This window comes from Streptomyces sp. NPDC001848, from assembly GCF_042891915.1.
GTDB lineage: Bacteria > Actinomycetota > Actinomycetes > Streptomycetales > Streptomycetaceae > Streptomyces.
In genome coordinates this window covers 169,482-192,752 of record NZ_JBIATP010000008.1, presented here as the reverse complement: position 1 = coordinate 192,752, position 23,271 = coordinate 169,482, and the positions used below count along the sequence as shown (strand labels likewise).

Sequence of the window (23,271 nt, the reverse complement as noted above, 5' to 3'; positions counted from 1 at the left end):
TCTCCCGAATGCTCCCGGGTAGCCGTCCCCCGGAGCCCGGAGCCCGGAGCCCGGAGCCCGGAGCCCGGAGGCGGCGTCGCCCCGCTCCTGCCTCATCCCCCCACAGGGCAGCGAGAGAATGTACCTCGTGGACTGGTACCCGCTGCGGCTGACCGCCCCGGTGAAACAGCACGTCTTCGGCGGCCGTGTCCTGGCCGACCGGTGGGGCCGCGCGGGCCTGCCCGACGGTCTGGTCGCCGAGACCTGGGAGGTCAGCGACGTCGACGGGGACGGCGCGGTGGTGACGGAGGGGCCACTGGCCGGGCGCACCCTGCGACAACCGGTCGAGGTGTGTCCGGAGGAACTGGTCGGACGCGGCTGGCGCGGCGAGCGCTTCCCCGCGCTGACGAAGTTCATCGACGCCACCGGGCCGCTCCCGGTCCACCTGCACGCCGACGACGAAGCCGCCCGCCGCCTCGAGGGCCGCCCCAACGGCAAGACCGAGGCCTGGCACATCCTGGAAGCCGCCCCCGGCGCCACCGCCCTGGCCGGCGTCAAACCCGGCGTCGACCGCGACCGGCTCCACCGGGCCCTGCTGGCACAGGACTTCGACGCGGTCCTGCGCCGCCTGCCGGTACGCGCCGGGCAGACCCTGTACGTCCCCGGCGGGACCCTGCACAGCTTCGGCCCGGGCACCCTCGTCTACGAGATCGAGCAGACCTCCGACATCCAGCAGCACGCCATGCGCCACCGGATGGAGGACGGCTCGCCGATCACGGACCAGGAGTGGCACACCAACCTGGAACGGCTCCTGGACGAGTGGCGGCCCGAGCCGCGCCCCGACTTCCGGTCCGGCCTGAGCGTGCGGGTCGACGACGGCGTCGAGCGCACCGTGCTGTGCGCCGGCCCCCACTTCGCCCTGGAGCGGTGGCGGGTCGGTACCGCCGCGCCCCTGCTGCGCGAGTTCCACACCGCGCTGGTCCTCAGCAACGCGGGGCCGCCCGTCACCGTGGCCACCCCCGGCGGACGGGAGCCACCGGCCCGGGCCGAGAGCCTGTTGCTGCCCGCCGCACTCGGCCGTCTGCGGATGGAGGGACCGGCCGACGTCCTGCTCGGCTACCTCCCCGACCTCGACCTCGACGTGCGCACCCCGCTGCTCGCCGCCGGCCACGGGCCGGCAGCGATCGCCGCACTGGGCGAAGGGCTCTCCCCACCCGGGAATCGCATCCGGTAGGTCGGCGAAGGCCTCCGGCAGCCGTCCTTCGCGAAGCCACTGTTCCTGATGACCGGGCCACGTCCTGGAAGTCCGAGGACAGCGTCAGACATGCGACCGGTTGTCGAACTGGAGGGTGTCTTGCCCTGAGTGGAGCGCGGGCCTTCAGCGAGGCAGGCTGTAGCCATGCGGTCGCTGCTGCTCGGCTCACCTGATCCATCAGGGGCGGACGGTCACAGCGGGGTCCTTTTCAGACTCGCGCAGTGTGTGCCGTTCGTGATCATCATGTTGGCGCTGGGCATCGAGCTCTCGCCCGCACACGCTGTGGTCACCGGTCCCATCCTCGCGGCGATGCCTGCCTTGGCGTCGCTCACGATGGGGCCGAAGGGCACCCTTGCGGCAGCGGCCGGATCTCTTGCCGTCACCGTGATCACCGCGATCCTCCACCAGAGCTGGGGCGGCCAGGCGTACAGCAACCTCCTGTCACTTCTTGTGGTGTCGGTGGCCAGCATCGTCATGAGCAACACCATGCGCATGCGCAGGCAGAGCGAGCTCGACCAGGTTCGCCGCGTCGCCATGGCGGCCCAACGAGTGGTGCTGCCGCCCGTGCCCGCCCGGCTGGGCCCGGTGCAGATGGCCAGCATGTACCGGGCGGCGGAGACGGGGGCCCAGATCGGCGGCGATCTGTACGAGGCCGTGCACACCCGGTACGGGGTCCGGATGATCGTGGGGGACGTCCGTGGCAAGGGCCTGCCTGCCGTGCGCCTGGCCGCCGCGGTCCTGGGTGCCTTCCGGGAGGCCGCGCACTATGACGCCGAACTGGTGGAGGTGACGAACCACTGCGCGGCCGCACTCGAACGGCAGTGCGCCGGGAGAAACGCGTTCGATCACGGCCATGAGGAGGAACGGGCCGAGGACTTCGTCACCGCGGTCGTGGCGCAGGTGTCCGACAGGTCCACGGTCCAGGTGGTCAATCGCGGGCATCCGCCGCCGCTGGTACTGCGCAAGGGCAAGGTCGAGGCCCTGACGCCCACCTCGCCACTGCCGCCGCTGGGCCTGGAGGATCTCGTCACCGGCACTTCCGTCGAGGCGGAGAGCTATCCGTTCGAGCCCGGCGACCGTCTGCTGCTGCACACCGACGGCGTGATCGAAGCGCGCAGCCCCGACGGCGACTTCTTCCCCCTGCACCACGCGATGGAAGCGGCGCATCAGTGCACTCCGTCGGAGTTCCTCGAACAGCTGCACCACGGATTGATCCGCCACACCGGGGGCCGTCTGACGGACGATGCGGCGATGCTCCTCGTCGAACGGCTCCCGGAAGGAGGCGAACAGGGAGGGCAAGCCGCCCCCATGGACGATCGGGACTGACCACCGTCGACGCGGCATGCCGTTCGCGCAGCCGCCGACGGCGAGGCGCCGGGGCGGACCCGCCGCCGTGCGGTCCCCCGGCTTGGGCCGGACTTCCGCTCGGTGCGACCGGCCGCGTTCCGCCCGGCTCGGACAAGCCACGGCAGCAGGACCCTGACCACGCCGCTGAGTTCGTCGCCGACCTCACTGCCGAACTCGGCCGCTTCACAGCCGACGCCGGCCCCTCCAAGCTCTTCGTACGCCAAGTGCACGCCGGTCGTACGGAATCCGTACGCTTCCTGCGCCAGGGTAAGGGGGCAGCGGCCGGCAGCTTGCGGCTCGGCGTCCTGCCGGGGATGGTCAAGCACGAGGACACCCGGACGACCTTGTGGGCCGAAGAGGTGCGCGAGAGGCACGGCCAGGACCTCAACCCCGCCCGCCACATCAAGGACGGTCACATCACCGCCGCCGACAGCGGGGAGTGGGAAAGGGGCTGACCGATGGACACGGTCGGGGACGGCCTCGAAGAGGCCCTGCAGAAGGCGTTCACCCGCCCGGTCCCCAAGAGCGCGGGCGCGCGGATGCGGTACCTCGTCAAGCAGTTGAAGGGCACCAGGCCGGTGGCCGAGCTGCTCGGCATCACGCAGCGAACCGTCGAGCGCTACGTCAAGGACCGCTCAGAAAGCCCCGCCCGGAGCTCGCGGAGCGGCTCGAGCGCGAGGTCCGCAGACGCCGGCAGCCGCAGATCCGCGCCCGGGCCAAGCAGCAGGCCGCCAGCACCACCGGCATCGTCATCGACACCCGCGCCCGCTTCGGCTACACCGCCGCCCCGGGCACCACCGACGACCCGAGGCAGCGTCACCTGACGGTGGCGCTGCCCCCCGAGTTCGCGGCCCGTCTTTTTGACGCCCAGGAACAAGGGGCCACCGAGCAGCAGTTGCGCCACATCGCAGCCGAGGGCCTGGGCGAGATCTACTTCCGTGACCGCGGCCGCCGCGCCCAGGGCCTTGAGGTGGAGTTCACCGACGTGGAGCACGTGGAGTTCGACCTGTAGGCGCACCCCGGAACATCGTCACCCCGGCCCGCGCCCGCGGACACGAGCCGTTCGCACTGGTCGGCCACGACCGCGGCGCGCCGGTCGCCTTCCGCCGCGGACCCGACGCCTTCACGTCGAGGTGGGCGCGTTCGCGTCGCTGCTTCGGCCGATGAGGGCGGCGAAGGCGTCGAGGGTGCGTTGCAGGCCGAAGACGTAGGCGTGGTCGGGATCGTAGGCGGTGCCGTGTGCGGTGCCCGCCGCGGTGCCGACGCGGACGGCGGTGGGGTAGGCGTCGGGGTCGAGGACCCGGTCGAGGAGCGGGGCGTTGACCCGCCACCACTGTTCGTCGCTCATGGCACTGTCGTGCTGGGCGGCCCGGGCGTCGGCGGCGGCGCGGGCGCATGCCTGTACGAAGGTGAGCAGGTAGGTGAGGCAGTCGTCCATGTCGATGTCGCTCAGACCGAGGCCTGCGAACGCCGACAGTTCGTGCTCGTACTTCTGCATCAGTCCGGGGCCCAGCGGGGGCCTGGAGGTGGAGATTGCCGCGGCCCAGGGGTGGCGTTCGAAGAGTGCCTTGTTCTCGGCGGCGACGGCGGTGACGCGTTGGCGCCAGGGCTGTCCGGCTGTGTCGGTGCGGGGCATGCGGGCGTAGGCGGCGTCGAGCATGAGGTCGAGGAGCTCGGCCTTGCCGGGCACGTACGTGTAGAGCGTCATCGGCACCACGCCGAGTTCCCGGGCCACGCGGCGCATGGTCACCGCGTCCAGGCCTTCGGCGTCGGCGATGGCGGTGGCCGCCTCGACCACCGCGTCGATGCTCAGCCCGCGCCGTGGCCCACGGCCCCGGTCGGGGGCGGCCTCACGCCACAGCAGTTGCAGGGTGCGGGCCGGGTCGCCCGCACTGGTTCGGTCGGTAAGCACGGCCCAATCTTCTCGCACCGCAACTCTGTACCGAGTACATTGTACGGCGTATAGAGAAAGTAGGACAGAGAAACCAGGACCGAGGAGCCTCCGTGAAGGTCACTTCCAGTGCCGTGTCACTCAACGTCGCCGATGTCCAGGCGTCCAGCGCCTTCCTCCGCACGCACTTCGGGTTCCATGAGGAGATGGCCGCCGACGGATTCGCGTCCCTGACGCGCGACGACGTCGGCATGAACGTCGTCTTCCTGCGGCGGGGGCTCCGGACACTCCCGGCCGACCAGCGCGACGAGCACGCCGCCGGACTCATCCTCGCCTTCGTCGTCGACGACCTCGAGGGCGAGCTGGCGCGCCTGCGCGCCGAGGGCGTCACGGTCACCATGCCGCTGACCGAAGAAGAGTGGGGCGAGCGCGCCTTCCAGGTGCGGGACCCCAACGGTGTGATCGTCCAGTTGGTCGACTGGAACGCCACCGGTGGAACCGGGACACCCGAGTAGGGCACGAGGCGCGGCCGCGGTCCTCGCCCCACGGCCCGACGCGTGCTGCGTCGAACTGCGGCTTCCAGGTGGTCCTGGACCCGGAACACCGGTTGTCGCAGCCCGGTCGGCATCAGGAGCCCGGTACCGCCCTCCGCCGTGCCTCGTCCGTGGCGATTTGAGGGCAGGTGCGCAGGACGCGCCGGTGGGTGAAACTGCTGTCAGGGCTCCGTCTCCGGCAAGCGCCGGTGTTCGGTGACGATGAGGGGTTTGACACCATGCCCGTGCCGTTCGTACCGGGACCGACGGTGTCGCTCGTCGCGCTCCTGCCGGCCGCGGCGCGTGCCGAGCAGATCCTGGGGCACGAGGGCGATGTTGACGTCCTGCCCGAGGAGGCGGCGGCTCTGGGGCGGGTGGCGGAGCACAGGAGATGGCAGTTCGCCGCCGGCAGGACCTGTGCCCGGCGCGCCATGCGAGCGCTGGGGCGGCCGGCCTCCGCAGTGCTGATCGGGGCGTGTCGCGAACCGATGTGGCCGCACGGCATGGTCGGCAGCATCACGCACTGTCGCGGCTACTGCGCCGCGGCGGTGGCGCTCGAACGCGACCTGGCGGCGGTGGGCATTGACGGCGAGCCTCACGAGGGGCTGCCGGCCGGTGTCCTGGAAGCGATCACCACCCCGCCGGAGACGGCGGCTCTCAGAGACCTGCCTCCGGGCCCCGTCTGCTGGGACAGGGTCCTGTTCAGCGCCAAGGAGAGCATCTACAAGGCGTGGTTCCTTCCCGCTGACCCACAAGTGGCTGGATTTCACCGACGTGTTCGTCACCGTGGACCCTTGCGACGCAACCTTTCATGGGCGCCTGCTCGAGCCCCGCGTCGAGAAGACGGCGCCGGCGCGTTTCGACGGGCGCTTCGTGGTGGGGGCAGGCCTGGTCCTGACGGCCGTTGCGGTGGTGCGGTCCCGGACGCTGCCGGCCGTGCCGGAGCGGTGACAGCCCGGGCGGCACGACCCTCGAACCATCTGCAACCAGCATCCTCACCGACGTCTACGGCCGCCTGCCGGGTGACCGCGCCGACGGTGCGGGACGGGATCCACGTCGATCGGCGTGGGGCCGCGCATTGCCCGTCAAGACGTCTTCGCCGTACAGGTCCTGGATCCAGTTGGCTTGGTAGACGGTGTCGAGATAGCGCTCGCCGAGGTCCGGCGCGATCGCCACCGCGGTGAGGGCCTGCGTGTCGCACCGGGTCAGCCAGTCGACCGCCCCGCTGACCACGGTGCCCGTGGAACCCCCGAAGAGAAAACCGTGCCTTGCCAGGTGATGGCAAGCCCGGATGGTGTCGGCCTCCTGGACTTCGATCACCTCGTCCACGTAGGACGCGTCCAGCAGCGGCGGACGCACGCTCATGCCCAGACCGGGAAGCATCCGGCGTCCGGGAGCCCCGCCGAAGGTCACCGAGCCGACGGTGTCGACCGCGACGATCCGCACGGGTCGGTGCCAGCGCCTGAACCAGCGCGCACAACCCATCAGTGTTCCGGTGGTGCCCGCTCCGACGAACAGGACGTCGAGGCCAGGGAAGGAGCGTGCGATCGCCGGGGCCGTCCTGTGATAATGCGCCTTCCAGTTGTTGGCGTTGGTGTACTGGCTCAGCCACACGTACCTCTCGTTCTGCGCGCATTTCCTACGGACGTAGTCGATACGAGCACCGAGGAAGCCCCCGTGCGGGCTGGGCTGGGTGACCACGTGGACCTGGGCGCCGAGCGCCTCCATCAACAACCGGGTCGACAGGTTGCAGCGCGAGTCGGTCACACACAGGAACCGGTATCCCTTGCTGGCCGCGATCACGCTCAGGGCCACGCCCATGTTGCCCGAGGAGGATTCGACGAGGACCGACTCGGGTGTCATGCCCCCCGCCCGTTCCGCGGCCTCGACCATCTCGATGGCCGGCTTCAGCTTGATGGAACCGGCGAAGTTGAAGCCCTCGCATTTCAGGAAGAGCGGCTGCCCGCAGATCGCCTGCAGGTCGACGTAGAGGTCCTCCTCGTTGAAGCTGTAGGGGTCGGATATGACGGGCACGATGGCCTCCGTGGGTTGCAGCGGCTCGGTGCGCGACGGCGCCGTAGGCGTCTCATCCGTAGCGGTTCAGCTCATGGAAGAAGTCGTCGACGAGGTGCAGTTCTCCGGACTCGGCGACCTGGTCGTAGACGTACTTGCCGACCGCGAGATCGAGTACCCCCAGGCCGAAGGGCGAGAAGACCACGGCCCGGCCCGGCGGCGGGATGGTCCGCCCGGCCATGACGTCATCCAGCGTGCCGTGGAGGAACTGCCGGTTCCCGGTGAGCTGTTCGGTCAGGTGCGGAGATGTGCCGGCGCGCAGGCAGTGCTCCACGTCGTCGACGATGTTGGTCGCCGCGAGCAGCACCGTGGGAGCCAGGTCGCGCAGCGATATGTGCAGCACGACCGGACTGTGCGCGAACCACGCCGGGTCATGGATGTGGGGACGAGCGGCCACCGTGGCGAAGACCACCAGGTCGCTGAGGCGGATGACCTGTTCGGCGCTGTCGTGCACGGTGACGCGCCCGACAGCCCCGGACTGCTCCAGACAGCAACGGAAGGCTGCCGCACTGTCCGCATCCACGTCGAACACGCCGATGTTCTCGAACGACCAGCCGGTGCCGGCCAGGAACGTGTGGATGTAGCGCGCGATCAGACCTGTTCCGACGAAGCCCACGTGGGTGGGGCGCGCCCGGTGCCGGCTGAGCCAGTCGGCCGCCAGCGCGGCCGACGCGGCCGTTCGGGACGCGCTGATGATCGAGCTTTCGAGACATGCGAACGGATAGCCGGTGTCATGGTCGTTGAGGATGAGCACCGCCGATGCCCGAGGGATGCCGGCGGTCACGTTCCGAGGAAAGCTGGAGATCCACTTGAGCCCGTCGACCCTCGTCTCGCCGCCGAGCGAGGCGGGCAGCGCGATGATGCGGGCGGCGGGACGGTCGTGGAGACGCAGGAAAGAGGAGGGCGGGTTCACCGAGTCTCCTGCCGCGTGCAGCCGGTAGGCGGCCTGGACCAGCTCCACGATGTGCTGTTCGCGTCCCTGCAGCACACGCCGCACCTGCGCGCCGGAGACGACGGCGAAGGGAGGCACCTTCAGTGTGTCGGACGGCGTGAGCCGGGGGGCGGGGGAGTAGGTGGTGGTCATGACGTCATCACCTCGACGGTGGGCGAGCAGTCGGCCAGGTGCACTGCGTCCGCCGGCGCGACCAGGACGTCGCGGGGTCCTTCGTAGGGTTCTCTGCTGTGCGCGGTCCGCAGGTTGTCGACCAGGAGCAGATCGCCGTGCTGCCATGGTTCGCGTACGGTGTGAGCCCGGTAGACCTCGTTGATGAGGTCGACGGTGTCCTGCGACACCGCACCGCCGTTGCCGTAACGGGTGGTGAACGGCAGCCCCTCGGCGCCATGGAGATCCACCAGGTACTCCCGGATCTCCGGATCCAGGGTCCATTCGCTGAGGAACGCGATCTGGTTGAACCAACAGCGCCGCCCCGTGAGCGGGTGGTGGATCACGGCGCTGCGGCGTTGCCTGGTGCGCAGGCCGCCGTCCGGTTGCCAGGCGAACTCGATCGCGGCGGTGCGGCAGTAGTCCTCGACGGCCGTGCGGTCGTCGGTTCCGAAGGCCTCGGTCCAGGGAGCGCCGATGTCGTCGTGGTAGTTCCTGACGAGTTGCCAGCCCTCGTGCTCGAACCGCCGGACCAGGTCGTCGGGCAGGGCGTCCAGGACGGTCGGCGAGTCGGCCAGGGCGGTCGCACCGCCGCCGGTGGGCGCGCGCAGACAGGCGAACTGCATCATGCCGGGGAACCGGAGGGCGTAACTGAGCTCGTGGTGCATGCACATCGGCTGGTTGGGCGGCCACTTCGACGACGAGTACACGCCCCTTCCGTAGGAGCGCCGCGCGGCGAACGCCTCCTTCTCGTCCATCAGGCCGGTGGCCACCCGGGTGAAGACGGAGGCTGCCCCGGACACGTCGTGCAGCCCCAGACCACGCACCATGACGGCACCGTGCTCGGTGACAAGGTTCCGCAGCAGGCTCCGGTGTTCGGCCGCCCAGCGGGCCGGATCGCCGGCCGGTCCGGTGGTCAGTACGGCTATGGGGCCGAGCCGGAGGTCCGGATCGACCGGGCGGGTGGTGAACGAGGACGACATCTCGCATCGCCTCCGGCATCGGTTCACGTATCGGTGGAGGGTGACGCGACGCGGGCGTCGAGCAGGCGGGCCAGATCGGCGAGGACCGGATGGAGCGTGAGGTCCTTCAGGGACACCGCTCGATCGAGCCGGATGGCCAGCCGAAGCGCCGTGAGGGACGTGCCGCCGACATCGTCGAAGAAGTGGTCGTGCCGCCCGATCCGGTGCTGCGGGACGCCGAGCACCGCAGCCCAGGCGGCGGCCAAACGCTTCTCCGTCGATGTGCGCGGTGGTTCGCCGGCCTGTGCGGCCGTCGCGCCACACCTGTCGTGGGGCCCCGCGTTGTCGAGCTCCATGGCGAGCGACGCAAGGGCCCCGCGATCGACCTTGCCGTTCACGGTCAGCGGGAGGTCGGTGCGCCAGTGGAACGCTGACGGAACCATGTAGGCGGGCAGTCGCCTGCCCAAGTGGTCCCGCAGGACGCTGTCGGGAAGCGGGGGCGTACCGCAGCAGAAGGCCACCAGGTGCCGGCCCTGATCGCCCGGAGCGAGCGTGACTGCGCCCGCGTGCACGCCCGGTACGTTCAGCAGGGCGTTCTCCACCTCCTCGATCTCCACGCGGAATCCGCGGATCTTGACCTGGCTGTCCCTGCGGCCGAGGAATTCCAGCGTGCCCCCGGGCAGCCAGCGGCCGAAGTCGCCGCTTCGGTAGAGCCGGTCGCCGACACGGTAGGGATCGGCCGTGAACGACTGGCGCGTGCGCTCGGGGTCGTTGACGTAGCCGCGGCCGACGCAGACTCCGCCGAAGACGATCTCCCCGGGAGCGCCGAGCGGCACCAGTGACAGGTTTTCGTCGACGACGCGGACCTGCACGTTGTTGACCGGACGCCCCAGTGGGATCCGTTCGGTGTCCGGCAGCCGGTCCATGATTTCGTGGTTGGTGTCGTCCGACGTCTCGGTGAGTCCGTAGGCGTTGACGAGCCTCACCCCGGGCTGGGCGCGGAACCAGCGTCGTACGAGGTCCTTCTTGAGGGCCTCCCCGGTGACCGACACGCACCGGAGGTCGGGCAGCTCCCGTGGGCACTTCTCGAGGAAGGACAACACGGCGTCGAGGTACGAGGGCACGGCCTGCAGGACACTGACGTGTCCGTCGGCGACGGTGTCGAGGTAGCGCGGAACGTCCTCGATCACCTCCTGCGGAACGAGCAGCGTCCGCCCGCCGACCACAAGCGCCGCCACCAGCTGCCACAGGGAGATGTCGAAGCACTGAGGCGCCGTCTGGGCGACGACCTGCCCCTCACCGATCCCCAAGTCGTCGATCTTGGCGTGGATGTGGTTGACCATTCCTACGTGTTCGCACATCGCGCCCTTGGGCTCCCCGGTGGAGCCGGACGTGAAGTAGATGTAGGCGAGCTGCTCCGGGGACACGTCGATGTCCACGTTGCCCGCCGCGTGCGTCTCCGCGTAGGCCGCCTCGACCAGCACTGTCCGCACCTCGGGCAGTGTCTCGACGGCTTGGGAGAGCGCGCTGGCGCTGCCGGACTCGGTCAGCGCGAGCCGGCATCCGGCGCGGGCGAGCATAATCGCCGTGCGTTCGGCGGGGAAGTTGGGGTCGACGGGCAGGTAGACACCGCCGGCCTTGAGAACTCCCAGCACGGCGGCCGCCCAGTTCAGGTTGCGCTCCGTCACCACCGCGATGACATCCTCCCGGCTCGCTCCCCGCCTCAGGAGCGCCCGGGCCACCTGGTTGGCGTGTTCGTTGAGCTGCGTGTACGTCCACTGGCGGGTCCCGTGCACGATGGCCACGGAGTGCGCGTGGTCCTGCACACGCTGCTCGAACAGTGCGTGGACACAGCGATGGGGCAGCTCTCGGCGGGGCCCGGCGAGTCCGTGGAGCTGGTAGTGGACCTCCTGGGCGGACAGCAAGCTCTGCGGCCCGTGCCGGGCGCTGGGATCGGCGGCCATCAAGGCCAGGGCGGTCAGGTGGTATCCGGCGATCCGGGCGGCGCACGCGGCGTCCAGTGCATCGCGACGGTACCGCAGGCGAAGGACGGGGCCGCTGTCGCTCGGCACCGACATGACCTGCACCACGGTGCCGGCGGGGAGGCTGCCACCTCGGCCGGCGTCGGCTGAGAGGCCGGCGGGGAACGCCACGAACGAGGCCTCACTCGGCGGTCCCGAAAGGTCCGATGCGCCATGGAGTCCCTCGTCCGGGACCTGCCGATGTGTCAGCGAGTCCGTTTCAGCGCGCCGGGCTTCCCCTACCAGCGCCTTCCATGTCGGGGGACGCATCGACAGCCTGCACGGCAGCGTCCGGGCGTCCGGCCGGGCCAGGTAGCAGGTGGTGACTTCCTGCTCGCCGGACAACGCGGCGAGCACCTTGGCGTGCGCCGCCAGCAGCACCGAGCCGATCGGCACGGCCATGTCGTCGGCCAGCCGGTGCGCCGCGGTCATGACGTCCATGGGGATCGCGACGTCGTGCTCGGCCAAGCCCGTGACCGGCGCGCTGCACCAGCGCGGAACCGTGGTGGGCCCACCCCGGACGGGACCGGACCGCTGGACGTCCTCGTCGGGCCGGATCGCATGGACGTTGGGTGCGATGGTCATCGGCTGCACCTTCCTGCATCGTCGCGGCCCTGATCCAGCTCCCGAGCCGGATTCCCGGCCCACCGGGAGTGCGGGGGAACCACCTCGCCCTTCATGAGGAAGGAGTCCGGGCCCAGCACCGCGTCGTCGCCCACCGTCACGTCGTAGTGGACGAGCGCACCGACTCCGACGGTGCAGCCGTGACCGAGGGTAGTCGTCTCGGACTTGAACGTGCCGTCCTCCTGCGAGTGGCACTGGATGGCGCTTCCCGCGTTCAGCGTGCACGCGTCACCGATGGTCACCATCCTCCGCTCGGACATGTAGCAGCCGTCGTCGAACACGCGGTGCCCGATCCGGACGCCCAGGAGCCGCCAGATCACGCTCTTGAACGGGGTGCCGTTGAAGAGGCGGAAATACGACTCCGACGGCACCTTCCAGTAGCGCTCGCGCCACCAGAAGCGGGAATCGTAGATCGAGCAGTACAGGGCACCAGGAGGATGCGACGCAATGACGACCCGCTCGACCAGGACGAAGTACACCACCGTGAACACCAGCAGGAGAACATCGGCCAGTGCGAAAGCGGGCGCGCCCACCAGGGAATAGGTGTCGGCCGCTCCGGCGGCCAGCAGGATGGCACCCAGCACGTAGATCCACCGCACCAGCAGGTACCAGCCCATGGTGGCGGCGTTGTGCCTGTTCTTCGCCGCAAGACCACGGCGAAACACTTCACCGGTTCTCAACCGGTCGAAGCGGCTGTCACGCAGGACCGACCGCGGGATTTCGAAGCTGGGTGAGCCCAGCAGTCCCACGCCTTCCCTGATCGGTCCGTCGACCGGAACCATGACCTTCGTCGCCAGAAGGCAGTTGGCGCCCGTACGTGCCCGCGCCGGATAGGCGATCCAGTTCCCCAGGAAGCTGTGCGCCCCGATCGATGTCGGGGACACCCGGAACGCGGTACTGGAGAAGTCGGCATTCACGATCGACAGCCCGTCGGCAACCATCGTCCCGCCGCCGACGGAAGTCAGGTAGGGGGTGTCCTGCTTCACGAGCGTGCCGAAATTCGAGCCCGTCTGCTCGATACGGGAGAAGTGGTAGCCGATGGCACGCAGGTAGTGGACGATGCCGGAACTGTCACCGAACAGGCGGGTGAGCAGTTTCCTGTTGGTGAGCCGAGCGACAGCCCGGTGCATCGAATGGCGCCAGCCGTACAACGGGTAATCGCGCCCCGGTACGACGGCAAGGCGGAGCACACGGGGCACCAGACCGACGAGCAGGAGGTCGAGCAGCACACCGCCGAAGACGAGTACCGCGGCAGCCTCCGCCACATCGCCATAGAAGGTGGCGCCGGTCAGGACCGCGGGCCCCGGCTCGATGATCGCCTTGAGTCGCGGAACAGTGACCAGCAGCATGACCGTGCCCCCGACCGCGAACGGCACGTACCCGAACAGCGCGACCACCAGTTGCAGAACACTGTGCAGGCCCCTGCGCACCGAGGCGTGCGGTAGCTCGCCGACGACCTGGAAGTTGATCTCGGTCGGCTGTGCCGGGGATCCGTGCCAGTGCTCGCCGTCGGGCACGATCTGCCCGCTGTGCAGCGAGGAGGCATGCCCGAGCTGGGCTCCGTCGCCCAGCACCGTGCAGATGTCGATCACCGTGGCTTCGCTGATGAGCACCGATGTCCCGATGCTGACCGGACCCGTCTGGATCACGCCCGCGTGGCCGCGATAACAGGAGAAGAAGGAGTCCTTACGGATGACGGTGTGCTCACCTACGGTGAGCAGGTCGGTGCAGACAGGCACATGGCGGGAGAGGATGACGGCACCCCGCCCGATGCGGGCGCCCAGCGCCCGCAGGTAGACCGGGTACAACGGCGAGCCGGCGAACAACACCAGCGGGTTCGACGAGATCAGAGCCTTGACGATCCAGAAGCGGACGTACCGCAGGGACCAAATGCGGATCTCCTCCGGTTTCCAGCGACCGATGAGCGTCCATTTCACGAGGATGGGCAGGGTGCACAGCCCCAGGAAGGCGACGCCGCCGAACAGCACCGACCTGACATACACATCGAGCAGGCCCGTCCCGGCGGAGATCCACTCGTACCCCCAGCCCGCGGCCATCGCCACGAGACAGGTGTAGGCGAGGAAGGCGAGGGCCTGAAGGAATCCGCACAGGACGTAGTGCGTCACGCCCTTGGCGCCATCCGCCGCGGTCCCCGGGCTCTGGAACTCCGCAGGCGGACTCTGGGGGAGTGCGGGGCGTGGAGGCGCCGGGCCGGTTACCGATGCCGCCAGAGCTCTGATCGTGGGATGGTGGTAGATCTCCTTCATCGACACGGAGGGCAGATCCCCCCGCTTGCGCAGCCGCGCGCAGAAATGCGCCATCACCAGGGAATCGGCACCGAGGTCGTCGAAGAAATGACCGTCGACCGGTACCTGGTTGACGCCCACCACCTCGGCCAGCACCTCTGCGAGAGCGTCCTCGAGATCGGAGGGCGCGGCATGCCGTGTTCCCGTTGAAGCCATACCTCATATACGAAGCGCCTGCACGAATGTATTGAGATGAGCCAATGCTTTCCATGATTCGGGCATGCCTCTCGGGACGTAGTCGGAGAGGCCCATGCCGTACGGCCCACACCGAGGCGGCCGCACGAAAGGGCCGGCCGTTGTCATGCCCCCCTGGGCCGGCCGGCCCCTCTGCTGTGTGACGTCAGGTCTGCGCCTTACGGGTAACTGACCAGGTAGGCCACGTTGCTACTGGCAGTGACCTGGTTGCCGGTGTTGTCGACGATGTGGTTGATGGTGCCGGCGCCGCCCAGAACCGTGGTGACCATGCTGTGGAACCTCACCGTGGACGTGGTGGGCACCTCGATGGCATGCCCGAGTACCACGGAGGGGTTGTCGCGGAGGTAGGCGTAGACACCCACACCCCATGCCTCGTGGGAGGTGACCGAATTGGCGACCTTGTACGAGGCGTAGCCGGGGTCGCCTCCACTGGTGGTCCAACTGGCCTGGTCGGGCACGTCGTAGGGGGTCTCGCTCTGGTAGAAGTACGTGCGGCCGCCGTTGCCGTTCCAGGTGGTCTGGTACTTCTGGTAGTGCTCCACCGCCAGGCCGTACATGGTCACGTTGTTGCCGTTGACGATCAGCCCGTTGGCGGCCGGGTTGGTCGTCCAGCCCACGCCGTTGGTGTGGTCCGCCCGCCACAGCCACAGGTCGTCACCGATGACGTCGTTGCTGTTGATCACCAGTGTCTGGGTGGCCTTGCCGGCGATGTCGCCGCCGATGCGGAAGAACACGTCGTGCAGCACGATCGGGTCGGCGGTGTGACCGGCGGTCGAGCCGGCCGGCCCAACCTGCATCAGCGTGTTAGAGTTGGTGGTGTTGGCGCTGATCAGCAGCCCCGCGATGTCGATGCCGTCGACATCGGCGGTGGTGATCGCGGAGACGCCGTTGTCCGGCACGAGAGTGGCCAGGCCCAGTCCCAGGACCACCGTGTCGGGGCGGGTGATGTTCAGCGGGGCCGACAGATGGTAAACACCCGGGGTGACGATCAGGTTCTTGCCCGCGGCGAGCGCGTTGTTGATCGTCGTGGCGGTGTCACCGGGCTTGACGATGAAGAACTGGCTGATCGGCAGTGAGGTGCCCGGGGCCGTCCCGTTGACCCAGTCCGGGCCCTGCACATTGGTGCGCACTGACGGAACGAACACCTGCCAGTTGCCCGACCCGTCGACGTAGATGAACGGCTTCTCGCGCATCACCGGGCTCTGGGCGACGGTGGTGTACTGCGGATTGGGGAAACTGGTCGCAGGGGCACCGGTGTCGCCGACGAAGACCATGTTCCAGTTGTGTCCGGTCCAGCCGCCGTCCATGGCGGTGTCCTGGGTGAGGAACTGCTGCTGGGTTCCGGAGTTGATCTGGCCGGAGATGCGGGAGTTGCCGATGTAGCCGCCGCTCGACCAGTTGGTGGTGGTGCCGTGGGTGTCGTCCCACAGCTTCATGCTGCCGTGTACGTCCATGCGCCGGAACGGGTCGGCCTGCGAGACGGCCCACATGGTGCTTCCGGAACCGGGGCTCACCGACATGTTCTCGACGTCGCGCCAGAAGTTCTGGGTGGCGTTGCCGTCGCTGGTGTGACCCTCCACGTGGACGCCGCCGCCCGTGATCGACACCTGGTCAGGTGACAGGCCCAGCCCGGAGACCTGGGTGTAGTAGCCGACGGGAATGTCGACGTTGTACGTGCCGGGGGTGAACAGCAGGGCGTTGCGCTGGGTCCCGAACTCGTTGCTCTGCTGGGTGCTGTAAACGGAGTTGATCTTCGATTGGATGGTGGACACGGGCATCGACGGATCGAACACCGTGACGTTGGGGCCGAAGTCGGGCGTGTTGGGCGGCGGGGTGGTGCCGCTGGAGAGCGTGAAGGACTGGGCGGCGGTGCCGTTGCAGGTGTACTGCTGCAACTGGACACTGTCGGCGGTGGACGCCGACGGCACGTCGAGGCACTTGCCGCTGTTGCGGTTGACGAAGTGGTACGTCCCGGAGGCCTCGGCCACCGGCAGCCACTGCTGGTTGGCGCCGCCACCGTAGAGCCACAGCTGGGTCGGCGCGCCGTCGGCGGTGGAGACGTCGGTCTCGTCCCAGACCTGATTCGGCGCGGACGATGCGCCGATCCGGTAGTAGCCGCTGTCGGTCGCGGTGAACTGCCAGGACTGGGCTCCTGTGCCGTTGCAGGTGTACTGCTGCACGGCGGTGCCGTTGCCGGTGGCCGCGGCACGCGCGTCGACACACTTGCCGCTGCCTGCGTTGACGACGGTGGTGGGAGTGGTGGGAATGGTCGCGGCGCCGGCGCTCGGTGCGGAGACCAGGGCGATGCCGGCGACGGCCGGCAGTAGGAGCGCCGTCGTGAGGGCGGCTGCGCGTCTGCGGTGACGGTGGGGTCGGACGAGCACGGCGAGAACGTCGGTCACGCGTGTCTCCTCGGTCGCGTGGTGGGGGTGATGGGACGGTAGGCGCCGCTCGACGGGCCGTCAATACATATCAAAATATAAGCCGTGAATTATGTTCCCGGCGCCGGCTGCTGTGGGTGCTTTGACCCCAACTGCCCATGCTTGCAACGAGGGTTACCGGACGGGCTGGTTGGGGCGGGGCCGACAGCAGTTGCGGTCGTGCGCGGCCCCGGGTGAGACCGCGGTCTGCTCAGCCGCAGGCGAGCAGACCCGCGTTGACCTTGGCGGCGAGGATCCGGTGCACGCTGTCGTTGACCTGCGTCCGGAAGGAGGCGTCCTGCTTCATCCGGCCCTGCACCGCCTGCGCCATGGCCGGTACGGTGCTCGGCCGTACCGTAAGGATCATGTTCCCGCCCGCCGCGAGGAAGTTCACCGCCCGTTGCGCCGGCGTGTAGGACCGCACCGCGACCGCTTGCCCGAGGTCGTCGGAGATGACCACGCCGTGGAAACCGAGTTCGGTGCGCAGCAGCCGCCCGATGACCGTCGGTGAGAAGACCGCCAGGTGCCCCGGATCGATTTTGGTGTACCTGGCCAGCGAGACCATCACGAACGGCGAGCCGGCCCTGATCCCGCTCCGGAAGGGCGTGAGACTGGCGCTCGATGCCGTCGTCACCGAGTCCACGACGTTCGCGGTGGTGTCGGTGTTGCCCAACACCTGACCCAGCCCGGGAAAGTGCTTCAGCGTGGTCATCACGCCCGCCCGCGCGAAGCCGGCGGCGAAAGCGCCGCTGTGCGAGGCCACCGTGTCCGGAGCGTGGCCGTATTCACGGAAGTAGTGGCCGATGGGGCCGTTGCGGGTGCCCAGGCTCGCCGGTACGACGTCGGCGACGGGGGCGAGGTCGAGGTCGACCCCGGCGGCCTTCAGCTGGCCGGCCCACACGGCGGCCCGGGTGCGCAGCGTCGTGGTCGACCAGCTGCCCTGGGTCAGTGCGCTGGGCATGACCGAGAAGCCAGGGCCGCTCAACACCTGCACCTGCCCGCCCTCTTGGTCGGTGGCGACCAGCATCCCGACTCGTCGCCCGCCGACCTGGTCGGCCTGCCCCCGGACACCATCCACCAGCCTTCTGGTCGCCTTCGTACCGGCGCTGCTGCGCCCTGTCAGCATGAGCGACCCCACATGGTAGTCACGCAGAGTACGCAGCTGCGTCTGGTCGGGGTGGGCCGCGGAGACCCCGCCCATGAAGAGCTGCCCGACCCGTTGGGCGGGGGTCATACCGGAGAAGATCCGGTCGGCGCAGGCGGCGGCGGGCGCCGACGGTGTGGCCGAGGGGGTGGCGGTGCCACGGCCCGGCAGGGGACTCCCGCTGCGAAGGGTTTCCGTGCCGTGGCCGGTGGTGGCGGACGGGAGCGGGGCCTCGGGGTGTACGTGCGTGGCCGGTCCGCCGCAGGCGGTCGCCGCCAGCAGCACGGTGACCAGCGGCACCGCGGTGCGCAGGCCTGCTGAGCGGCGGGCTCCGCGCAGTCGAACACGTGCTGACATGGAAGGTGCTCCTGACGTCGATGCTCTCTTCGGACCACGGGGCCACGGGGCTCCCCGCTCCCGATTCGCTTGTGTTGCGCCGCGTTCGGCCCCCCACGTCTGTCACGCTACGCCGACACGCCTTTGGGCGCGCTGCATGCGGTTGGGGACCACACGGAGCGTGACTGTGCAGGGTTGCCGCTGCACATGACGTGACGGTCGCCCGCCCCGCCGCGGGTGTGGCGGGAGGCGCCAACCAGAAGTGGACAGGTCACTGCCGCCGCGAAGGCCCGAACCCCATCCAGCCCTGATGGACGACGCACCATTGCCGGCCTGCCGACGGCGGACCACGGCGTCCGCTCGTCCTCGCGGGGCCGGGACACCGCGGCCCGGGGTCGGCTTCCCGTCGGTCAATGGCATGCTCGGTCAAATCAAGGTGACTCTCGACCACCCCAGCACCCTGCTGGTGCCGGCCACCGGTGTGTCGGTCGACACCCCGGCTCCAGCGGACGCACGACCACCACCGCCCCCGCCTCCGAAGTCCGTGACTTCGCCTGGGCGGCCGGCCCCTTCACCAAGATCTCCGGCACCTCGGCGGCCGGCACACCCGTGAACGTCTATTCCGTCTCGGGCATCAGCACGGCCGACGCGCAGTCGATGCTCACCACCGCCAAGACCGCCGTGGACGCCCATGCGTCACGTTTCGGGGCCTACCCGTACGGCGAACTGGACGCGGTGATCGACAACAACTTCTGGTTCGGCGGCATGGAATACCCGGGATTCGTCCTCGACCTGGTGAGCACCACGGCGCTCACCCACGAGATCGGCCACCAGTGGTGGTACGGCATCGTCGGCGACGACGAGTACAAAAGTCCGCGGCTCGATGAGGCGTTCACCGACTACGCCACCGACGTGGCACTGAACAAGGCCGGCACGAACTGCTGGAACAGCGTCGCGTGGTCCTCGGCCGCCGAGAAGATCACCAACTCGATGGCCTATCGGGACGCCCACTCCTCCCGGTACTCCACCGTCGTCTACGGTTACGGCAAGTGCGCCCTGCACGAACTGCGGCGCGTCCTCGGCGACACGGCCATGGCCAAACTCCTCAAGGAGTACGCCGCCTCCCACTGGTACGGGATCTCGACCACGTCCGAGTTCAAGGCGGCAGCCCAGGCGGCCTCGACCACGGACCTGACCTCCTTCTGGACACAGCACCGCATCGACGGCTGACCGTGATCCGGTTCGCCGTGGCGAGTCCCTTCCGGCGGCGAACCGGCTCCACCCGGTGAGTCGCCAGTGTGCTGCTGCCGGAGGGAGCCCGATGAGGAACGGCCCCGGGGAACATTGGTACAGCGGTTAACGCTGAGCCGGTAATCATGGTCAGGCCGGCGCACCGAGGGGAGACGGCCACCCGGGTCTTGTCGGCGACCGGTTACTGCCTGCTGTGCATGCTGAGCGTCGCGACGATCGCGTTCGTTCCGGGACTCCTGCTGCCCCGCGGCAGCGAAGCCCTCGGCACCGCCGTGGCCTTGGTGATCGCTGCCCGCATCCTCAACGGCACGCACACCCTGCACGCCGTGCAGGTCGTCCTGCCCATGCACTACTGGCGGAACTGGACCCACCTGTTCGACCCCTCTGGGACCGCTCACCTCGGCACCGGCATCGTGGTCCAGATCGCCGCGATCGTCGTGACCACCTGCGCGGCCGTCCTCGTGCTCCACCGGCGGGACCCGGCGGCACGACACCCGCTCCACCCGCGATGCCCCAGCTCCGCGACGAGTTTCGCCGCTACCTGCCGTGGTCGGCGAGACGGTGGGGACTGCCGCGCCGACCACGGCCAATGCGACGCGCGACTACGCGTCGGCCACGACGATGTAGAACGTCACCGCAGCGAAGAAGGGGCCCCGCGTGAGATGGCTCAGCCAGGCTTCCGCCGCCTGGTCGCTGAAGTAGCCGGCTTCGACGGCCCGCCGAGTGGTGCGTTCCAGGCCCAGGACAGTGTCCGCGACCTGGACGTCCCGGAAGAGCGGTGTGACAGGGATGACCGTGGGCACTGTGAAGCCGCTCTCGGCCGCCAGGCGCGCCAGTTGCCTGCCGATCCCCGCGTTGCGGACCACCCGTTCGGCAACATGGCGGGTGTAGGCGCGCGTCAGGTGACTGTCCGGATGGTCGACGGCCAGGGTTTCCCAGTCGGGCTCGCCCATGACGAGCCGCCCGCCCGGCCGCAGGACCCGGCGGATCTCACCGAGCGCTGTCAGGGGATCTGCGACGTGCTGCAGGACCCGGTCGGTTCGGGCGCGGTCGGCGGTGTGGTCGGGCACCGGCAGGTCGTGGATGTCTGCGTGCCGGACGTCCACCATGGCCTGACCGGCGATGCGTGTCCGCGCGGCGTCGACCATGGTCTGGTCGTTGTCGAAGCCGATGACAGCGCCGGTCGAGGTGACTGCCCGGGCGAGCGCCTGAAGGTCCGTACCGGGGCCGCAGCCGAGGTCGAGCACCCTGTGTCCGGCACGCAGGTCGAGTTCGTCGAGCATCCGCCGCTTGTAGGAGCGGCCGAGATCGCTCGTGGCGAGCCGGTCGAGATAGCTGACGGGATCGGGCTTGGCCGTCTCGAACGCAGATGGTGTCATGCGTCCAGTCGACCAACTACTCAGTCCGTCATATAGGTTGTATCACGACAAAATATGGCTCGGCCGCTCAAGCCGTACCGATGAGCTACTCCGGATCAGTGTCTTCGTTGAAATTGCCCAAATGCACAGGGGCTTGATCAAGGCCCACGGCCGACAGGGCAGCGGGCAGGAGAGAAGCCATCCCCTTCGGTCGGACGGTCTCCGCAGTGGTAGCGAGTTCCGCTGCCGACCACCAACGATGCCCGTAACGAGCCTCCTCCGTCCGGACGTTCATACCGCGGACCTCATCGGCCGTGACGCGGGCAAGGCGGTATTCCTCGTACTGGTCGAAGACGCGGCCGTCGACGCTGAAGATCGCCTGCCGGGTCCAGACAACGGGGCTCAAGCGCCCAACGGGAAGAGACAGCGCCGTCTCCTCCCGGACTTCACGCACGGCAGCCTGGGGATAGTTCTCGCCGTCCTCGACAGCACCACCGACGGTGAACCACCATCGTGCCCCTGGACTGCGCGGATCGCGGCCGCACAGCAGGAGCAGACGATCATCGCCGTCCACCAGGAGAACACGGGAAGTCCAGCGCTGCGTCAGCGTCATGAACCCCGATGCTATCCGCGGAACACATGGGAAGGAGAAGGACTTGACTCTCCCGCGGAGGGCGACATGAAGGTGGGGCCATGGACGGCGGCACCTTTTACTCGGTCCATGGAGCCTCTACCACCTCTACCTGGGCCTGCTGCTCGTCGTCGAATGCGGGCCGCGCGGCTACGGTCCCGATCACTTCGCTTTCTGCCGCGACACTCTCGCCGACGCCATGACACGGCTGCAGAGCCTGGGTTAGCCGCCCGCAGGGCGTGACCCGGGTGACGGGCTACCAGGGTCTGGGCGATGTCACCATCACTTGGTGGGTCCGGTTACGTACGGGGCTGGATCCGACGCCGTCGTGCCGAAGGAAGCTTCGGAGACGTGTTGACCGGGGCCCCGCCCGCTCCACGGGACGCTTCACGGCGCGCGGTCGGTTAGGTGAAGGCCGGAGAGGGCGGCGGGTGTTGCCCAGCCGCGCAGTACGGCGTCGATCGTTGACCGGAACGCGGTCTCGGCTGCGGTGCTGTCGAGAGCGCCGGCGAGTTCGACGGTCACGAGTCCGCGCAGGGCGACCCACAGCGAGACGGCGATCAGTGTGGGGTCGCCCGCGAGGGTGTGGTCCGCCACGGCGCGGTCGATCGCCGCGAGGAGTGGTCGTACGGGATCGCGGTCGCCGGTCCTGTCCGACGGGTCGAGGGACTGCGCGCCGCCGAACAAACCGTGTACAGGTGGCGGTGTGCGCGTCCCCAACCGCGATACGCGGCAGCCAGCGCGTACAGTCCTTGAGGGCGACCTCCATCGCCCCGCAGCTGAGGCGCTCCCGGACACCCGCGATGCCGATGATCGCCGAGTGCTCCTCGACGTCGGTCAGTCGACCGGTCCACCGCGTCAGCCGTCTTCCCTTGCCATGCCCGATGAGTTCCCGGGTCCGGTGGGGTCTACCTCGGCAAAGCCGAAAGCCACGCACGAGCTCTGTGAGGGGATCATGACCACCCGCGCACTACCACCCATCGTCGACGCCGCGACATGGGAGCGCCGACTCCAGTCGCTGCGGGCCCGGGAGAAGGCCGCGACGCGTGAGCTTGACGCCGTCGCCGCCGAGCGCCGTCGCCTGCCGATGGTCGAGATGCCCGACTACGTCCTAGAGGGCGAGGACGGTCCTGTTCGGCTGGCGGACGTCTTCGAAGGCAAGAGGCAACTGATCGTCTACAACCACATGTGGTCCGCCGGCAAGGAATGGCAGTGCGCGGGCTGCACGGGGTTCACCTCGCAGTACACCCGCCTGGAGTTCCTGGACAACTACGATGCGCGGTTCGTCATCGTCACCCAGGGCCCGATCAACGAGGCACTCGCCTACAAGCAGCGGGTCGGCAACCGGATGACGTGGTACTCGACTGCCAACAGCGCATTCGGGGACGACGTCGGCGCACCGCCCGACGGAGGATTCGCGGTGAACGTGTTCCTACGCGACGGCGACACCGTCTATCGCACCTGGCACACCAACGGTCGGGGCACTGAACAGCTCAGTCACACCTTCGCGCTGATCGACGTCCTGCCGTACGGACGGCAGGAGGAATGGCAGGACTCGCCCGAGGGCTGGCCCCAGTCGCCCACCTACAGCCGGTGGGCTACGTCCAAGGACATCGCTGCCCTCTATGGCCCCGGCTCTGGCGGCGGATGAACTGATCACGGCCGATGAGTGGCGCGGGGGCTCGTCGTCCACGCGCCCCCGGGCCGTCTGTGGGCCGTGGAAGGAGGACCCACAGTGGCCAACGACGGCCGACGACGCCGCCGTCACGCCATTGCCCAGGCCGGCCCGAAATAGAGAGACCAGCGGGTCGCTCAGTACGCCTCCGTACATCCGACGCACGGC

Annotated in this window: 17 protein-coding genes and 3 pseudogenes; 9 read left to right on the top strand and 11 right to left on the bottom strand. The window is 69.0% G+C overall.

Translation table 11 applies throughout. From position 1 onward, the window contains the following. Positions 1-118 precede the first annotated feature (118 nt). From ACFYZJ_RS18450 to tpg, 4 genes and pseudogenes are all read left to right on the top strand, one after another. The gene (locus ACFYZJ_RS18450; RefSeq protein WP_388569012.1) at positions 119-1,213 is read left to right on the top strand and encodes a class I mannose-6-phosphate isomerase; all 1,095 of its coding nucleotides are present in this window, start codon (positions 119-121) and stop codon (positions 1,211-1,213) included. Positions 1,214-1,477: 264 nt separating this feature from the next. Continuing rightward, a complete protein-coding gene (locus tag ACFYZJ_RS18445; protein ID WP_388569460.1) occupies positions 1,478-2,560 on the top strand; it encodes a PP2C family protein-serine/threonine phosphatase in 1,083 nt (360 codons plus the stop codon). A gap of 335 nt (positions 2,561-2,895) precedes the next feature. Beyond that, positions 2,896-3,036, top strand: a complete 141-nt coding sequence (locus ACFYZJ_RS18440) for a hypothetical protein (RefSeq protein WP_388569010.1) — start codon at positions 2,896-2,898, stop codon at positions 3,034-3,036. A gap of 3 nt (positions 3,037-3,039) precedes the next feature. Further along, a pseudogene (tpg, locus tag ACFYZJ_RS18435) lies at positions 3,040-3,593 on the top strand (telomere-protecting terminal protein Tpg). 111 nt (positions 3,594-3,704) lie between these two features. Here tpg and ACFYZJ_RS18430 read toward each other — a convergent pair. Then, on the bottom strand, positions 3,705-4,493 hold the full coding sequence (locus tag ACFYZJ_RS18430) for a TetR/AcrR family transcriptional regulator (RefSeq protein ID WP_388569008.1): 789 nt from the start codon (positions 4,491-4,493) through the stop codon (positions 3,705-3,707). 92 nt (positions 4,494-4,585) lie between these two features. Here ACFYZJ_RS18430 and ACFYZJ_RS18425 point away from each other — a divergent pair, with 92 nt between their 5' ends. The 3 genes and pseudogenes from ACFYZJ_RS18425 (at position 4,586) to ACFYZJ_RS18415 (ending at position 5,956) form a co-directional block, all read left to right on the top strand. Next, entirely contained in the window at positions 4,586-4,987 is a 402-nt protein-coding gene (locus ACFYZJ_RS18425; protein ID WP_388569005.1) for a VOC family protein, read from the top strand. Positions 4,988-5,244: 257 nt separating this feature from the next. Beyond that, positions 5,245-5,706 (top strand): annotated as a pseudogene (locus tag ACFYZJ_RS18420) (4'-phosphopantetheinyl transferase); the annotation flags it as partial. A gap of 73 nt (positions 5,707-5,779) precedes the next feature. Further along, a complete protein-coding gene (locus ACFYZJ_RS18415; protein WP_388569505.1) occupies positions 5,780-5,956 on the top strand; it encodes a hypothetical protein in 177 nt (58 codons plus the stop codon). Positions 5,957-6,010: 54 nt separating this feature from the next. On the opposite strand, the gene sbnA is transcribed toward ACFYZJ_RS18415, so the two are convergent. From sbnA to ACFYZJ_RS18380, 7 genes are all read right to left on the bottom strand, one after another. Next, positions 6,011-7,039, bottom strand: coding sequence for a 2,3-diaminopropionate biosynthesis protein SbnA (sbnA, locus tag ACFYZJ_RS18410; RefSeq protein ID WP_388569003.1), 1,029 nt, complete (start codon positions 7,037-7,039; stop codon positions 6,011-6,013). 52 nt (positions 7,040-7,091) lie between these two features. Beyond that, complete coding sequence (gene sbnB, locus ACFYZJ_RS18405; protein WP_388569001.1) at positions 7,092-8,162, bottom strand: 2,3-diaminopropionate biosynthesis protein SbnB; 1,071 nt, start codon at positions 8,160-8,162, stop codon at positions 7,092-7,094. Further along, positions 8,159-9,163, bottom strand: coding sequence for a TauD/TfdA family dioxygenase (locus ACFYZJ_RS18400; RefSeq protein ID WP_388568999.1), 1,005 nt, complete (start codon positions 9,161-9,163; stop codon positions 8,159-8,161). The genes sbnB and ACFYZJ_RS18400 overlap by 4 nt, the downstream gene beginning before the upstream one ends. 23 nt (positions 9,164-9,186) lie before the next feature. After that, entirely contained in the window at positions 9,187-11,748 is a 2,562-nt protein-coding gene (locus tag ACFYZJ_RS18395; RefSeq protein ID WP_388568997.1) for an amino acid adenylation domain-containing protein, read from the bottom strand. Beyond that, positions 11,745-14,249: a Pls/PosA family non-ribosomal peptide synthetase gene (locus tag ACFYZJ_RS18390; RefSeq protein ID WP_388568995.1), complete on the bottom strand. Its 2,505-nt coding sequence runs from the start codon at positions 14,247-14,249 to the stop codon at positions 11,745-11,747. Before ACFYZJ_RS18390 ends, ACFYZJ_RS18395 begins: the two co-directional genes overlap by 4 nt. A gap of 197 nt (positions 14,250-14,446) precedes the next feature. Beyond that, positions 14,447-16,690 (bottom strand): RICIN domain-containing protein, encoded by a 2,244-nt coding sequence (locus ACFYZJ_RS18385; protein WP_388568992.1) that lies wholly within the window; start codon positions 16,688-16,690, stop codon positions 14,447-14,449. Between the two features lie 229 nt (positions 16,691-16,919). After that, entirely contained in the window at positions 16,920-18,209 is a 1,290-nt protein-coding gene (locus tag ACFYZJ_RS18380; RefSeq protein WP_388568990.1) for a glycoside hydrolase family 3 N-terminal domain-containing protein, read from the bottom strand. A gap of 409 nt (positions 18,210-18,618) precedes the next feature. Between ACFYZJ_RS18380 and ACFYZJ_RS18375 the strand changes: the two are divergent. Beyond that, positions 18,619-19,418 (top strand): annotated as a pseudogene (locus ACFYZJ_RS18375) (M1 family aminopeptidase); the annotation flags it as partial. Between the two features lie 623 nt (positions 19,419-20,041). Here the strand turns inward: ACFYZJ_RS18375 and ACFYZJ_RS18370 are convergent. The 3 genes from ACFYZJ_RS18370 to ACFYZJ_RS18360 form a co-directional block, all read right to left on the bottom strand. Next, the gene (locus ACFYZJ_RS18370; protein WP_388568988.1) at positions 20,042-20,818 is read right to left on the bottom strand and encodes a methyltransferase domain-containing protein; all 777 of its coding nucleotides are present in this window, start codon (positions 20,816-20,818) and stop codon (positions 20,042-20,044) included. Positions 20,819-20,903: 85 nt separating this feature from the next. Next, positions 20,904-21,410, bottom strand: coding sequence for an NUDIX hydrolase (locus tag ACFYZJ_RS18365; RefSeq protein WP_388568985.1), 507 nt, complete (start codon positions 21,408-21,410; stop codon positions 20,904-20,906). 405 nt (positions 21,411-21,815) lie between these two features. Beyond that, positions 21,816-22,115 (bottom strand): TetR-like C-terminal domain-containing protein, encoded by a 300-nt coding sequence (locus tag ACFYZJ_RS18360; protein WP_388568982.1) that lies wholly within the window; start codon positions 22,113-22,115, stop codon positions 21,816-21,818. A 268-nt stretch (positions 22,116-22,383) separates the two neighbouring features. Between ACFYZJ_RS18360 and ACFYZJ_RS18355 the strand changes: the two genes are divergently transcribed. Continuing rightward, positions 22,384-23,079, top strand: a complete 696-nt coding sequence (locus ACFYZJ_RS18355; protein WP_388568979.1) for a DUF899 domain-containing protein — start codon at positions 22,384-22,386, stop codon at positions 23,077-23,079. Positions 23,080-23,271: the final 192 nt, after the last annotated feature.

Excerpts from the sequence above, each read along its gene's own strand:
- ACFYZJ_RS18365 (WP_388568985.1), bottom strand. The coding sequence starts at position 21,410 with ATGACGCTGACGCAGCGCTGGACTTCCCGTGTTCTCCTGGTGGACGGC.
- ACFYZJ_RS18395 (WP_388568997.1), bottom strand. The coding sequence starts at position 11,748 with ATGACCATCGCACCCAACGTCCATGCGATCCGGCCCGACGAGGACGTC.
- ACFYZJ_RS18380 (WP_388568990.1), bottom strand. The coding sequence starts at position 18,209 with ATGTCAGCACGTGTTCGACTGCGCGGAGCCCGCCGCTCAGCAGGCCTG.
- ACFYZJ_RS18450 (WP_388569012.1), top strand. The coding sequence starts at position 119 with ATGTACCTCGTGGACTGGTACCCGCTGCGGCTGACCGCCCCGGTGAAA.
- ACFYZJ_RS18370 (WP_388568988.1), bottom strand. The coding sequence starts at position 20,818 with ATGACACCATCTGCGTTCGAGACGGCCAAGCCCGATCCCGTCAGCTAT.
- ACFYZJ_RS18355 (WP_388568979.1), top strand. The coding sequence starts at position 22,384 with ATGACCACCCGCGCACTACCACCCATCGTCGACGCCGCGACATGGGAG.
- ACFYZJ_RS18445 (WP_388569460.1), top strand. The coding sequence starts at position 1,478 with ATGTTGGCGCTGGGCATCGAGCTCTCGCCCGCACACGCTGTGGTCACC.
- ACFYZJ_RS18400 (WP_388568999.1), bottom strand. The coding sequence starts at position 9,163 with ATGTCGTCCTCGTTCACCACCCGCCCGGTCGATCCGGACCTCCGGCTC.
- ACFYZJ_RS18390 (WP_388568995.1), bottom strand. The coding sequence starts at position 14,249 with ATGGCTTCAACGGGAACACGGCATGCCGCGCCCTCCGATCTCGAGGAC.
- ACFYZJ_RS18440 (WP_388569010.1), top strand. The coding sequence starts at position 2,896 with ATGGTCAAGCACGAGGACACCCGGACGACCTTGTGGGCCGAAGAGGTG.
- sbnB (WP_388569001.1), bottom strand. The coding sequence starts at position 8,162 with ATGACCACCACCTACTCCCCCGCCCCCCGGCTCACGCCGTCCGACACA.